Here is a 15,893-nt window from a genome sequence, read left to right as displayed (position 1 = left end):
TTTCTATCCTATTTCTTACTATCCTAATAAAACCTACACATGACGAAATACATTTATGCGCTATGCTTACTGTTGTTAAGCTATAGCACGCTATTCGGTCAGGAACAAAAAGGTGTTGCCACTGTAATTGGTGCTGCTGCTTCTGCAAAAGAAAACCTTAACCACACCTTAACCCAAAAGGTCAATGGGGTAAATAAAACTTTCACCATACAAAAGGTAAGTTTACAAGTGGGAATGCCTTATATGGGGGTAACGGATAAGCCATATACCAATAACCCTACACAAAATTACACGAAAGATTTAGGTTTTCCTTGGGGAATTCGGTATCGATACAATACTTTTTCAGAAGATGCCTTCACAGTATCTAAAGGGTATTTCAGTGATAGAATTGAGATCAACTGGGATGTGAAAATGAACCGAGAAAAAATTATCAGTATATCGGTATACCGAACGGAGGATATTGACAGTCCAAATCCAAATTGGGGAAAATCACTAAAAACACTTGCTGCAGACGCGGGAACCTTTGTAGATACCAATATAGAAGGCGGTAAACTGTATCGCTATAAAATAGCAGCTAAAGGTGTTGAAATTGACGGTTTAGAGATTCTATATTCAACTTACATTACAGGTATAGGTTATAGAAATCCAACAGGTGTAGTTACTGGTAACATCACTTTTACAGGCGGAAATCCGGTGAAAGATGTAATGGTAGTAGCTAACCCAACGGGCAGTCAGTTAAGTATTGGGAGTTCATTAAAAATTCCTGCCAGCGGCTATGCCTCTGTACCCCGATTGAATCAAAGTTTGAAAGATTCTATCACCTTACAAGCTTGGGTAAAGCCAGAAATTGATGCAAGCTCAGGAATATCTTTATACACTTTAGAAAGCAATGCCGACCAATCTTTAACTTTTAAGGTCAATTATTCGGCTAATCACTACGTCCAATTATACTTGGGGGCCGCATATGTTGCTGCTTTTGATTATTACCCAAGTGGCGAAATTGATAATAATGGAGACGATATTTTACTCCCAATAAGCAATATAACTAAAGTTTTCACCCATTTTAGTGTAGTAATTAGAGATAATGACGTTCCTAAATTTTACATTAATGGACGATTTATTGAAGTTGGTTACAAAGCTGAAATGACGAGAATTTTAGCCAAAAAGGGACTGCCTGCAATGCGAATTGACATTTTACATCGTAGTGTAAATTTGAATACTTCTCCTACTGGACAACCCCAGACTTGGACACACTTTAAGATGGGTGGAGGCGCAAATGCCTATTTAGATGAATTTAGGGTATGGGAAACAGCATTGAGTCCTTCCCAAATCAAAAGAGATTACCGTCGTTATTTAAACGGAAATGAAGCATTTCTAAACACCTACATCAGTGCTAACGAGAAAATTGGCGATTATGCGTATGACATGGCCCATACTGGCTTTAATTTCCATGGGAATAATGCCAAACTGAGCAATTCATTATTAACCACTGCTCAAACACCTACATTTGACAATACAGGCAACAACATCCCAACTAGCAGTCAATTGGGTGTTTTAGGTGTAACAGATGAGTTTGGTAATTATGTAATATCAGCTGTTCCCTATAGTGGTAATGGCGATTCTTTTACCATTGTACCTTCACTTGGAAAGCATGAATTTAATCCTTCGCAGCAATTAGCCTTTTTAGGCGTAGGCTCTACAGTGGTAAATAAAATAGACTTTATTGATAATTCTTCTTTTGTATTTAAAGGGATTGCTGTTTATGATAGTAGAGGTGTTTTTCCTACTACTTCTGATGCACCAATAACAGGAGATATTAAGGATGATGAGGTATATAATGCCTATGTAAAAGGGACTGTAAAATACCAAAAAGGAGAATATTGGGCAGAAAAAGATGCTACGGGGAAAATCACAAAACTGCATAGATATGCGCAAATACCTGTTCCAGGAGCCTTTGTAAGCATTGATAATGTACAAGCAATTGACGCCAATAATGTAGCCATTCAAACGGATATTAATGGTCGATTTACTATAGAAGTACCTATAGGAAAACACGCCATTAGCATAACCAAAAGTGGACATACTTTTGATTTTGACGGAAGATATCCTGCAAAAGAGGCTTCTGTAGCGAACGGAGTGACTACATATACCAATACTTATCAAGACTTTTTTGAAGACCGTGATGAACCCATTACTTTTATTGACAATACTAAAGTGATTGTAGTTGGTAGAGTTGTGGGGGGAACAGTACAAGCCGATAGGAAAATTGGTTTTGGTTACGATGGAAAAAAAGCGTATCCATATAAAGACGCAAACGGAGTAAGCCGATCTACAATTTATACTTCTGAAAATAATATTGGAATAGCACAATTAACCCTCGGTTACCTACCAACGGGTGCCAACAGTGTTACTCCAGAATATAAAAGCAGTTTTTTAACCAATACTGAAACAGGGGAATACCGTGTTTCTTTATTGCCCTTAAATTACATGCTATCTAAAAATGATTTAACATTTACCAGTGGCAAAAATCCGGATAACACTCCAATTTTAGACGCAGACAGAACTATCAATTTTACGGCTATAAAAGGATTACAATATCCAACATTTATTCAGGGAAAAGATACTATCACAGGACAACCCTATCAGGAAGTGCTGAAATTTGCTCATATCGCAAACCCGACGCAAAAGGTATTAAGCCAAACTTCTGATAAAACAATAATCGCTGGCGGAATTACCTACACGGTATCGGCACAACAAAAAACTCCAATTTATACCCAGTTTGGCGATTACAGCATTCAGGTTCAAGGTCAGGAACTGTATTATAATTATGATAAAAGTGCTAGCGCACCTGTAATCAATACCGTTCCGGTTGAAGGAGGCACTTTAATTGCTACTAATAATTTGGCTTTAGAAAACAGTGAGAAAGTAGTAGTTTCGACTACAGATCCAAGCATATTAACCTATAGTTTTAAAGGGGGAACACCCAATACAGATGCAGCAACTGGTTTTAAGAGAACTATTGATTTAAAATACAGATCAAATGGAATTGATTATCCGTTAACGGGTTATAACAAAGACGGAATTATATTAGGAGGAGTTGCGGATGGTTCACAAACGTTTGTTACTGCAGGCCCACAATTGCCAGATATTATATTAAGAGATCCGCCGGGATCAGGAAGTTCTGCAACCATAGAAAAGGGTTCTTCTTTTAGTTTCTCTAAAGAAAACACATCTAGCTCCAGTAATGGAAGCAATTTAGACACCACTGTTTCTCTTGGCTTCACACTTAGTTTAGGAGGAGGCCTAGCAGGGCCCGTAATGGAGACAGAAAGCACCAACGATTTAACAACCGGTGTAAGTACGCAACAATCGTCTAGCAACGGAAAAAGCGTAAGTACTACTTATAGTTTTAACCAAACCATTTCAACAAGTGATAATCCGGATTGGGTTGGTGGTGATGCCGATTTATATATAGGGACTTCAGCTAACCAATTTTATGGAACTTATGATGAATTAGTGACTTCAACAACAGCTAATTCAAGCCCTACTATTGATGTAACTTATGTTAATGGCACTCAAACTGCAGCTACAAAACTATATCCTAAAGTAAATAAGGCAATGTATTTTAATGAGTCACCAGAAAAAACGGTATTTATGTATACGCAGCATCATATCTTAACTGAAATTATACCTCAAACTTTAGATATTATTAACCAAATTGAATCGGGGGTCCTTATTGAAAACCAGAATGGTGTACTTTCTAAAAGCGCTTACAACTCGTCTATCAATCTTTGGAGAAAAATAATTTTAAATAATGAATTAACTAAATACCAAGCGCTTACTGATAAAGACAAATTAAAGTCTTCCTTAAACGCCATTATAGAAAGTTTGAAAGATCCGGCGACAAATACGTTGTCTGAATCGGCTAAGCAACTTAAAGATTTATTAAATAAAACGTTTTTTGAAAATGTTTCATTCGATTCTGGTATTGGAGAATTGACAAAAGGGTATCAAATAGGGCGTTTAAGTGCCAGTACCTATTCATACGAATTACAATTAGATCAATCTTTTGTAGCAGCTGTTGGCGCTGAATTTAATGGAGCTGGTTTTGCTATGGAAAGTACCACCAGTAATGGGTCTGGTTCTGGCAATTCGAGTGAAAACAATTCTGAAGATACTACAAACATTAGTTATACACTAAAAGATGGTGATTCAAATAATACATTCAGTATAGATGTAATTAATGCTTTTGATGGAAATGGTCCCATTTTTATTACTAAAGGAGGACAAACTTCGTGTCCATACGAGGGAGCAGAACTATCCTATTTTTATAACCCAACGCATCCCAATGCTACTAGTCCATCAGCTACAATTGTAGATTTGCCTGAACCGAGTCGCGTGCCTTTAACAATAGCAACCATTGCTTTAGAAAAACCAGAAATAACAGTTGAAGCAGCAGATCTTGCAGGAATATTTGACGGTAGAAATGCAGAATTTGTACTTCAATTGCGTAATACAAGCACTGCAAATAAAGATGCTAGTTTTAAACTTTATGTTGACCAAGCGACCAATCCAGATAATGCGGCAATCAACATTGAGCCTAACGGAACTATTGTAAATATTCCCGCTGGTAAAACCGTAGCCTATACCATGACACTTAAAAAAGTTAAACAAGACCAGTTTGACTATAAAAACATAAAAGTATCTCTAGAATCAGTTTGTGATCAAAATGCAACAGCTAGTGTTTTAGTATCGGCAACTTTTGTACCTGCTTGTTCCCCAGTAGCTATTATGGCACCATCAAACAACTGGCTATTAAATAGAAATACTGCCTACAATGGAAACGAAACGAAACCAGTAAATATAAAACTGGGTGATTTTAATACCAGTTTTGCTAGTTTCCAAAAAATCAACTTAGAATACCGATTAAAAGGCACTCCCAACTGGATTGGATTAAGAACCTATTATAAAAATCAACAAGATTATGATATTGCCTTTACAGGTGGAGATACTAATATCGAATTGATAGTAGGTACCGAATTAAATTATGCTTGGGACATTGCAAGATTAGGTTTAGCTAATGGAAGTTATGAACTAAGAGCTCGTACTAGTTGCAATAATCAAACTGCCTTTGAATCTGCTATTATAGAAGGGAAAGTAGATCTTACTTCTCCTGTACTTTTTGGCACACCAACACCAAAAAACGGTATTTTAGGTTTAGGGGATGATATAACATTACAATTTAATGAACCCGTTAAAACCAATGGTACTGTCACAAAATTTGAATTTTTAGTTCAAAAAAACCAAAGCCCAGTAAAACATGAAGTTTCTCTAGCTTTTAACGGTTCAAGTAATACAGCCACTATTAATAAACCAGCGATCACCACTGGCGATTTTAGTATCGAATTTTGGTTAAAAAATTCAAGTCCGACTGGAACATCTATACTATTAAACCAAAGTAATGGAATTAAAATTGAATTGATAGATAGTGATTTAAAATACACTATTGGTGGTCAAAGTATTAGTACAATGATTACCAAAGACAATACGTTCAACCATTACACCCTTTCTTATGATGCTACAGCTAATATCCTGAGAATCATCGAAAATGACTTAGAAAGAAAAGTGCAACCGCTCACTACCAAATTAAACTTCACTAATGAGAATCCTATCATATTAGGAGGTAACACTTTCAAAGGAAACGTACACGATATGCGATTCTGGAAACGCAGTGTCTCAAGAGAAGCAGCGGTAGCCAATATGAATAACGTGTTAAACGGTAACGAAACAGATCTTTTAGGATATTGGCCTATAAACGAAGGAAATGGGTTAATTGCAAATGATTTGGCCCGATACAAACATCTTGTTATTACTAATACCAATTGGGATATTACTCCAAAAGGTACTGCCTACAACTTCGATGGGACTAATTATCTGACTCTCTCAGATGCTGCCAAAGTAGTTATTTCTAAAGAAATGGATGCTACACTTTCCTTTTGGATGAAAACCAATCAAACTGGCGCTGCAACATTATTTTCTAATGGTAAAGGAGATGCTACTGATGCTATAGAAAGCAATGGATATAGAAATAAATGGGCAATAAATCTGAATACTAATGGTAACATGGAACTGCAGGCAGAAGCAAAAACATTTCCATTTGGAACTGTTAAAGTAAATAATAACAGCTGGCATCATGTTGCATTAAGTTTAACCAGAAATGGTTCTGTCAGAATGTATATTGACGGTAATCAGGTAGAATCTTTTGCAAGTCATGATTTAGGAGGATTTACTTCGAGTAATATCTTCATTGGTGCCCGAGGTCAAATCAGTCCTTTAAGCATAGACCAAAATTATGTGGGTTTACTAGACGAATTGTGTCTTTGGCAAACAGCCCGAAATGCCGAACAAATAAAATCAGATCGATACAACGAACTCGATTTTAACAGTACAGGGCTATTATTATATTCCACCTTTAATAAACCGGAAACTGCGAATGCTTTTGGGCCAAAATATTATTATCCCTTAAATACGTTCGAAAAAACAAGTAGTTATGCTTCATTAAACAGTAAACCACTTGCTTTTTCTGATGAAACCCCAGCTATTAAGTCATTCCGTCCTACAGAATCCATTGTTGTCAATGCGGTAATAAATGGTGATCAAATAGCACTAAATCCACAAATTACAAACTGGTCAAGTATAGAAGGAAAAGTAGCTTACATTACGGTTTCTAACCTTAATGACATGGCTGACAATAGGCAAGAATCACCAGTTACCTGGAGCGCCCTAATTAATAAAAGTCCTATGAAATGGTTTGTTGAAGGACATACTGATGTGGTGAATTTAATAAAAAGAACCAATGAAAACCTCTCATTTGATATTACCATAATCAATCGAGGCGGAACAACACAGCCTTACACTGTTGAATTGCCAAACTGGCTAACATCATCAACAAATTCAGGAACCATTGCCCCTAACACAAAGATGACATTAACGGTAACCGTTGACCGTGATCTAGCAATTGGAAATTACAATACTATTTTATCTCTAGCTACCAATTATGGTTATAACGAAAAAATCCAATTGGATTTAAGGGTATTAGAAAAAGAACCTGTATTAGAACTCGATCCCAGCAAGTTTAGCCAATCAATGAGTATCATCGGAAAAGTAAAATTAGCTAATTTTTTTACAGATGATCTTTATGACAGGGTGGTGGCTACAGTAAACGGCGAAGTTCGCGGTAAAGCAAGTGTTATATATGATGCAAGTTTTAAGGAATACCTTGTATATCTGACGATTTATAGTAATGAAGTTAGCGGAGAAAATATTTCATTTTATATTTGGGATGCTTCCGATGGAAAATTAAAAGAAGCCACTTTAAACAACGAATTCACTATCCCTTATATGGCAGATGAAGTTATTGGAACTTATACCAGTCCCGCTATTTTTAACAATACCGAAGTAACTGGTCAGCAAATATCCTTTAACCAAGGCTGGACATGGACCTCTTTTAACGTAACTGATGCCCGATTCGGGAATTTAAATGCGCTTACAAAACCCCTTGTTCTAAATACTTCGGATTTGATAAAATCAAATGCTCCTGCATTATTTGATGCCTACCAGGTCAACTCAAATCCAACTGAAAGTGGATGGTCTGGAACCATATCTAGTAATGGTGGAATTTCAAACAATAAAATGTACAAAATAAAACTATCAGCGGCACAAAAATTAAACATTAAAGGTGTTCCTGTTGATTTAAATACATGGTTTTTTGATTTAAGCCAAAATTGGAATTGGCTGCCTTTTGTTGTTTCGAAAAACGTATTGGTTACAGATGCACTAGCTAACCTTAATGCCAGTGAAGGAGATTTTATTAAATCTCAGTCTTTATTTGCTATATACAGTTCGTCAATTGGATGGAAAGGATCACTATCCTATTTAAAAGCAGGAGAAGGCTATATGTTAAAAACTAATACAGCCCAAAAGTTTACTTATCCGGAATACTTAAACCAATCAACTGGTAAAATGAGCGCTCAAAAGGCTGGAATCACAAGCGGTACAGAAGATGAAATATTGTCTAACCAATACGCGCAGTTTCCAAATACGATGAGTGCTGTAGTAAAATTACCCAACGGATTTGAAAATTTAGCATTTTACAATGAGACTGGCCAACTAAGAGGAAATACTATAATTCAAAATATTGAAGGTACGAATCTGGCTTTCATAACAATTTATGGTAATCAACCAGAAACACTTACAGCCTACATTGGTAAAAATAATAGCGCCCAAGCTACAACCAAATCGATTGTTTTTTCTACGGATGCTATCTTGGGTAGTGTTGCTAATCCACTTCTAATTGGTTTAGCGGAAGAAAAAATAAGTGTCTTCCCTAATCCTTTTTATCACGAACTTGAAATAGCAATCGAAACCAAAGAGAGAGGTGACGCTAAAATATTAATTTATAACATGCTCAGTCAAATCGTCTTTGAAGATACTTTTAAAATAAATTCAGATGCCGCCGTATTGAAAATAAATCCTGCGATACCTTCTGGTGTTTATCTTCTTCAATTACATATTGGTGGTAAAATAATTATAGAAAAAATAATAAAAAACTAAAATAATAATTCCGGAAACGCTCTATCTAAAGAATCCTTTTCCGGAATAAATATCTTTTTTATGAAAAAAACAGCATTTTTATTTATACTATTTCACTTTTCTTTCCAAGTGTTATTCGCACAGGCTCCCACTTGGTCAGTGAATGAGAATGACTATCAATATACAATGACTTTTGTCGCAAAACTAAATGTGGACGGAAAACCATTAACTGGCAAAAATGACAAAGTTGCGGCATTTGTTGGCAGTAGCTGCAGAGGAATAAGTGGCGTTACTTATGTTGCTGGCGAAGCAAATTATTATGCCTACCTCACCGTGTTTTCTAATTCACAAGGAGAAACGATATCCTTCAAATTGTATGATAGTACAACTAACAAAATTGCGGTTGTCAGCAAGCAAGTAACGTTTGAAGTAAACGAGCACAAAGGAAACTTATTTCAATCCTATAGCATCTCAGAACCTGCCCTTAATGATAAGTCCGAAATTCTAACGTTTGATTTTATGGACACTAAGAGTGTCTCATCAGTTATTAACAGTGGTAAAATCAACATCACTTTGTATGACCGTTACCCTTTAACTGCACTAAAACCAGTATTCACCTTGAGTACAGGTGCGAAATTGTTTAAAAACAGAATTGTACAAAAATCAGGGGAGGTTACAGATAATTATTCTTCAACAATAACATACGAAGTGCTGTCTGAAGATGAATCAAGTCTCAGTAATTATGCGGTTGTAATAAATCAAACTGGTACTCCAACCTTGTTCTATAAAAAAGATGCCGTTTGCGATATAGATGGTGTGATAAAAGTGGTCTCTGTACAAGAAGGCGCTTCAGTAGTACTAACAACTAATGGGAAAACGATTTTAACCAAACAGATTACAAATGGAGAAGCTCTTTTTTCAGATCTTGAAACGGACTCTTATATAGTAACAATAGGCAATGAATGGAAGCTAATAAACATTATATTAAAAGAAAAATAACAATGAAAACAATTAAAAAAAGCTTGAAGATTTTCGGAGCTCTAATCGTTCTTTTTTTATTCTCAGGATGCAAAGCAGATTCATTACCCTGTAGAAGTGTCCCGCAAGGAGATTTTGTATTAGTAAAATAATTTTCTCCGTTAAAACCTTTGACATTAGTCTAAATCAGGAAACTGATTTTATAAATGATTGGCTTTTATTACCCGCAAAACTAAAATAAAAGAAGTATTCTTGATGTATTTAAACAAAATGAGTCCGATAGACTATCGAGCTCATTTTGCTTAAATTAATTACAAACTTGTCTTACCTTTTAGGTTCAGTCTATAATAGAGATTTTTTAATTATTCTTAATTGATTTATTTTTATTAAATCATCATGAATTTCTTAATTTCCTTTTCAGAAATCTGTGGATTTGCTCCTTCTTGTCCAGCTACCAAAGCGCCGATTGCACAAGCATAATTTAATGATTTCTGAGGTGATTTCCCCCTTAATAATCGTACTATTAACGATGCTAAAAAGGAGTCCCCTGCACCGACCGTATCTACTACTTTTACAAAGTAACCACTATTGTAATAAAACTTATCATTATAATATAAAACAGCCCCAAATTCTCCTTTGGTTACGCAAATCTGTTTCGTATTGGTTTTCTCAGCAATGAATTTAATATTTTGTTCAAATGAATTGTACGGAGAACCTAACTCTCTACTTATTTCACGCAACTCTTCATCATTCAATTTAATAAAATCTGCTTTTTGCATAAGCTCTTCTAGTACCTCAGTGGTATAATATGGAGCTCTTAGATTTGCATCAAAAACTTTATATTTTGCCTTGTCCAAAAGAGAAATCAAAGTTTTTCTAGAAACTTCATCTCTGGATGCTAAACTTCCAAATACAAAAACATCTGCTTCAGAAATTACCTTATCCATCATTTCTGTTACTACAATTTTATCCCAAGCAGAAGGATACAATATATCATAGGAAGCATTTCCTTTTTCGTTAATCATTACATTAACCGCACCCGTTTTATATTCCTTGGTTACCTGAATTAAATCAGTAGTGACTTCTTGATTATTTAAAAAAGACAAGATATCTTCTCCATTTTCATCAGCACCAACACGACTTATCATAGTCGTTTCTACTCCAAAAGAATTCATTCGCAAAGCAACATTCAATGGCGCTCCACCAATTTTTTTATGTGTTGGAAAAACATCCCATAGAACTTCTCCAAAACAAACAGCACTTAAAGTGTACTTTACATTCATAATAAAACCATATTAAAAAATTAAGAATAAGTACAAAAGTAACCTATCCCACAAAATATTATAAAGTTAAAGGCAAGAATATATCTTGCCTTTAACACCATTTAAACAAACATCAAAACAAATTTCAACCTTAATAACCAGGATTTTGTTTGTACAAACCTGCTGTAAAATCTATTTCTCTCTGAGGTATTGGATAATACTCATCTCTACCTGATGTAAACTTAGCATTGGCAAGAAAATCCCTTTTTGTTTTCTCTGTAGTAAGATAAGCATTCAAAACAGGTTCAGCAATTCCCCATCTAACTAAATCAAAGAATCGCGGTCCTTCCATTCCAAATTCTAAACGTCTTTCAAACATAAGTGCTTTCATCGCATAGCTTTTTGAAGGAAAAGAAACATATGGCTGTACTTTATATACATTTGATGCCCCTGCAGCTAATGGCATAGATCCACTTGCAGCTGCCCTAGCTCTAATTTGATTAATTAAAGGCAATGCTTCTGCATATCTATTTAATTGAATTAATGCTTCTGCTTTAAATAATAAAACATCTGCATATCTAATAAAATCAACGTTCTTAGAAGTACCTACAAATGGTCCGTTTTTTACGTAACAAGAACAGTCAGGAGATTGTTGCTCTTTCATATTTCCAAAATATCCATAAACACCTGGATCTCTAGCCCAACTAAAATTATAAATCATATCGCCTGAAGCATTCAAAGTGTTTTTATATTTAAATGGTCTTCCTGGAACTCCTACAGTATGGTCAATTCTTGGATCAAGAGTAACTCCTGCAGTTAATGGCGCAACCCCATTAGTTATTGAATTAAAAATATCTGAATTATTAAAAGTGTCTAATAATGGTAAACCATTGGAATCCGTTTTAAAAGCATTCACCATATTTTGGCTAGCCATATGAAAACCGCAACATCCATATAAAGGTGTCCCGTGAGGAGAATTCAATCCCGTAACAAAACTTACTCTTCCAGTATTTGTACCATCATTAATTGAAAACTGAACAGCCCAAATTGATTCAACACCATTGTCATGTCCGTCTAAAAAATCAAATCCGTAATCTGGCTCTAAAGCGCCCGTAACTTTGTCAGCATAATCTATCACATCCTGTAATTTTGCAGCATCTACACTTGTTACTTGATGCGCATCATTTTGCTTGTATGCCTGATATAAACTTAATTTTGCGAGATAAGCAGCTGCAGCATTTTTATCAGCTCTCCCTACTTGCTCTTGAGACTGTTCTAAATTATCGTAAGCAAATTTAAAATCCTCCGCAATTTTATTCCATAAAGCATCACTTGACAGATCATTTGATGTCTTTAATATATCTTCTTGCGTAAGCTCTTCTGTGATATAAGGAACTTTATTAAACAACAACTTTAGCATAAAGTGAGAATGTGCTCTTAAAAAACGTAATTCCGCTTGCCTTACTTTTTTTAATGGGTACTCGGCATCTGGAATTGCATTGATAACTGACAAAGCAAAATTAGCTCTAGAAATGGCTTTATAATGATTGGTCCATGTTCTAGGTAACATCCAGTCACCATAATCTGCAATAGTTGTATTGTATTGTTCGTAAGTATCAATCACATCAACATCGCCACGACCACCTCCGCCTTTGTAGGCATCATCAGATCGCACACTTCCATATACCCATTGGTTCGTTATTGGCCCTACCATTTCATCATTCCCTATTGCTGCATATGCTGCGGTAACAAGGGCATCTGCATTTTCTGCTGTTGCCACATTTCCAGAAGATAATACTCCTGTTGGTTCATAATCTAAAAAATCGGAGCTACATGATGTCAAAAATAAAATTGATAAACAAATGGTAACTATATTAGTATATTTCTTCATGGATAATTAATTAAAAATTAAAGTTTACACCTAATGACAATGTAGTTGGTACTGGTATTCTATTAACATCTGTTCGTTCTGGGTCTTGTCCTATATATCCTTTTGGTGTAAACCAAAATAAATTTTCTCCTTGCGCGTAAACTCGGCAGCTAGTTATAAACCCAGACTTTTGAACTAATTTATCTGATAATGAATACCCAATTTGCATGTTTCTAACTTTGAAATAAGAATTATTTCTAAATAAATAATCAGAAACTTTATTGTCATTATTTGCTAATGAAAGAGAAGGTACATCCGTATTTGTATTAGAAGGAGTCCAAGCATTCAAAGTTCCTGGCCCAGCATTTTCTCTACCTTGAACAAAATTATTCCAATAGATATATGGATCCTGTCCAATTCTTCCTGCTACACCAGAACCAAAAATGGCGAAGTCAATATTTTTATACGCTAAACTGATGTTAATACCATATTCTAATTTTGGAAGAGTACTTCCGATAAAAGTTCTATCATCAGAATTAATCACTCCATCAGAATTAACATCAACATATTTTATCCCTCCCAAACGAGATGCAATTTGAGTAGCATGTGAATCAATGTCTTGTTGACTTTGAAACAAACCCTCGGTTTTATAACCAAATATTTCAAATTGAGAATGACCAATTATCGAATTTGCTGCTGTTCCTGGGTATGCTGCTCTCACTTCTTCTGGCAAATCAGTAATTTTATTTTTTGTTGCACCAAAATTAGTGGTTACATTAAAGTACAAACCATTAGATAAGGTTTCTGCATATCCTAAGGTAAGCTCCCATCCTTTATTTGCGGTAGATGCTCCATTTACAAATCGTTGTTGCCCTTCACCAACTGCCGAAGCTACTGGTGGAACAATTAAGATACCTTCTGTATTTCTAGAAAAATAATCAAATGAACCTGATAGCTTATCTCCAAAAAAACCAAAATCTAAACCTACGTTAATCTCTTTAGTTGTTTCCCATTTAAGCCCAGAGTTTCCTGACTGTATAGATACAAATCCTGAAGACAAATTTCCGGTATTAGCTCCATTCAAATCATAAGCAGTTCCTACATTATAATAAATATTGAAAAAATCTGGGAAATATACATTTTGATTAGGACCATATCTAGCTTCATATAGACCAAAACGAGCATTATCTCCAATGGATTGATTTCCTACTTCACCATAACCAGCACGTAGTTTCAGGTTTGAAACTGCTGTTACGTTTTTGAGAAATTCTTCATTATTGATTCTCCAACCTGCGGTAACAGCTGGAAAAACTCCATATCTATTATCTTGACCAAATCTTGATGAACCATCTCTACGAATAGTAAATGAGGCTAAATATCTGTCAGAAAAAGCATAATTAAATTTTCCAAACTGAGAAAGTAATCTACTCCCTGTAGATGTACCGTTAGTCGTTCTTGACCCAGTTGCAGCAGCAAGCGTAAAATAAGATTCTGATTCAACAGCAAAACCTTCAGCACGTCCGTATAGAGAGGTAAAATCAGTTTTAGTTGATTCCGTTCCAATAAGGAAACCAAATTTATGATCTGAAATTTTTAAACTATAATTTAAAGTATTAGAAATTGTTAGGCTTGAATATTTATTGGTATCCACAGTCAAACTATTCACACTTCTTGTAATAAACCCATTACTAACAGTAGGTTCTATGTCTTTATTTTTGAAATCACTAAAATCCATTCCTATACTATTTCTAAAAGTCAGTCCTTTTAAAATGTCAATTTCAGTAAATACATTTCCGTACAACGACATTTTTCTAGTATTATCCCATCTGTTAAGGTATTGCATCAACAGTGGATTATTTCTATCTGAATATCCAGAACCAATTGGCCCAGCATATTCTCCAGTGCTAGTGTATACAGGAATAGTTGGCGCCAAAGATATTGCCAAACTAGGCGTAAGTGTATTTCCTACATCTTTGGCTGCACTTCTTTCATTTGATTGCGTAAATTGTGAATTAACACCAAACCTTACTTTGTCATTGAATAATTTGAAATTGGCATTCAATCTGGTAGAATATCTTTCATAATTAGTATATTTTAACATACCAGAATTATCTAAATACCCCATGTTCAATACCGCATTTGCTTTATCAGATCCACCAGATATCGATAAGTCGTTATTAATAAGTAGACCTGTTTTGTACATAGTATCTTGCCAATCCGTGTCGCCTACAGGAACAGTCGTATCACCTCCTACAAATGGCTGTACACTTACACTATTCAAAACTGGATTGTTAAAATCATTATTCCAATCAAAATTATAGATTTCACCATAGCCACCAGATGGACTTGCTCCATCATTAACAGATGCTTGCCATAACACTTTTCCTCTGTCTAAAGCATTAAGCATTTTGTAACGTTGTTTTTTCTCAGAAAGAACGGAAACATTTGTGCTAAAAGAAACGGTTGTAACATCTCCTTTTGAAGCATTCTTAGTTGTAACAATGATTACCCCATTAGCAGCTCTAGATCCATAAATAGAAGAAGCTGAAGCATCTTTTAAGACTTGAATAGATGCAATCGCACTTGGATTCAAACTAGCAAAAACCTCAGGTCTTACCGTAGGAACTCCATCGATAACATACAAAGGATCTGTATTCCCCAGTGTACTTACCCCTCTAATTAAAATTCTAGTATTTGCGCCACTTGGATCTCCTGACTTTTCAATTGTCAAACCAGCAACCCTTCCTTGTAAAGCTTGCATGGCATTTCCTGAGCTCAAAGTTTGACCCGTTATAGGCTTCAACTCTACTACTGTAACAGCTCCAGTTAAATCAGCTTTTTTCTCTTTAGAATAACCTGTTACTACAACATCATCTAATTTTAATGACTCTGATTTCAATGAAACATTTAAAGTAGTTTGACCATTAAGCTGAATCGTTTGAGAAGCATAACCTGTATAAGTAAATATTATACTTGCATTTTTGTCTACATTGTTAATCGAAAACCGACCGTCAAGATCTGTAGACGTTCCTATATTCGTACCAGAAACTAGTACTGATGCTCCAGGAAGAGACATACCATCTTCAGAAGAAGTTACTACTCCTTTGATTCCTATATTTTGGGCCGATAAAGAAAAAAAGGATCCCATTAAGATTAAGTAGAGAATAATTTTGTGTTTCATAATTTAGTTG

General features: G+C 35.2%; 5 protein-coding genes. 2 read left to right on the top strand and 3 right to left on the bottom strand.

Annotated features, from left to right (window positions below; translation table 11 throughout):
- Window positions 1-39: 39 nt before the first annotated feature.
- On the top strand, window positions 40-8,613 hold the full coding sequence (locus HJ01_RS07235) for a LamG domain-containing protein (protein WP_007137694.1): 8,574 nt from the start codon (window positions 40-42) through the stop codon (window positions 8,611-8,613).
- 60 nt (window positions 8,614-8,673) lie between these two features.
- A complete protein-coding gene (locus tag HJ01_RS07230; protein WP_007137693.1) occupies window positions 8,674-9,591 on the top strand; it encodes a hypothetical protein in 918 nt (305 codons plus the stop codon).
- Between the two features lie 365 nt (window positions 9,592-9,956).
- Here HJ01_RS07230 and HJ01_RS07225 read toward each other — a convergent pair whose 3' ends face one another.
- The 3 genes from HJ01_RS07225 to HJ01_RS07215 form a co-directional block, all read right to left on the bottom strand.
- Window positions 9,957-10,853 carry a carbohydrate kinase family protein gene (locus HJ01_RS07225; RefSeq protein ID WP_007137691.1) on the bottom strand — a complete coding sequence of 299 codons (897 nt, stop codon included), beginning with the start codon at window positions 10,851-10,853 and terminating at the stop codon, window positions 9,957-9,959.
- A 130-nt stretch (window positions 10,854-10,983) separates the two neighbouring features.
- Window positions 10,984-12,723: a RagB/SusD family nutrient uptake outer membrane protein gene (locus tag HJ01_RS07220; protein ID WP_007137690.1), complete on the bottom strand. Its 1,740-nt coding sequence runs from the start codon at window positions 12,721-12,723 to the stop codon at window positions 10,984-10,986.
- Window positions 12,724-12,733: 10 nt separating this feature from the next.
- A complete protein-coding gene (locus HJ01_RS07215) occupies window positions 12,734-15,883 on the bottom strand; it encodes a SusC/RagA family TonB-linked outer membrane protein (protein WP_040473764.1) in 3,150 nt (1,049 codons plus the stop codon).
- Window positions 15,884-15,893 lie beyond the last annotated feature (10 nt).

This window comes from Flavobacterium frigoris PS1 (genome assembly GCF_000252125.1).
Classification (GTDB): domain Bacteria; phylum Bacteroidota; class Bacteroidia; order Flavobacteriales; family Flavobacteriaceae; genus Flavobacterium; species Flavobacterium frigoris_A.
The sequence above is the reverse complement of the archived record's forward strand: the minus strand, read 5'-3'. Positions and strand labels throughout refer to the sequence as shown.

Bases quoted from the DNA above. Each gene is read 5' to 3' on its own strand.
- HJ01_RS07235 (WP_007137694.1), top strand. From the start codon at position 40: ATGACGAAATACATTTATGCGCTATGCTTACTGTTGTTAAGCTATAGC.
- HJ01_RS07230 (WP_007137693.1), top strand. From the start codon at position 8,674: ATGAAAAAAACAGCATTTTTATTTATACTATTTCACTTTTCTTTCCAA.
- HJ01_RS07225 (WP_007137691.1), bottom strand. From the start codon at position 10,853: ATGAATGTAAAGTACACTTTAAGTGCTGTTTGTTTTGGAGAAGTTCTA.
- HJ01_RS07220 (WP_007137690.1), bottom strand. From the start codon at position 12,723: ATGAAGAAATATACTAATATAGTTACCATTTGTTTATCAATTTTATTT.
- HJ01_RS07215 (WP_040473764.1), bottom strand. From the start codon at position 15,883: ATGAAACACAAAATTATTCTCTACTTAATCTTAATGGGATCCTTTTTT.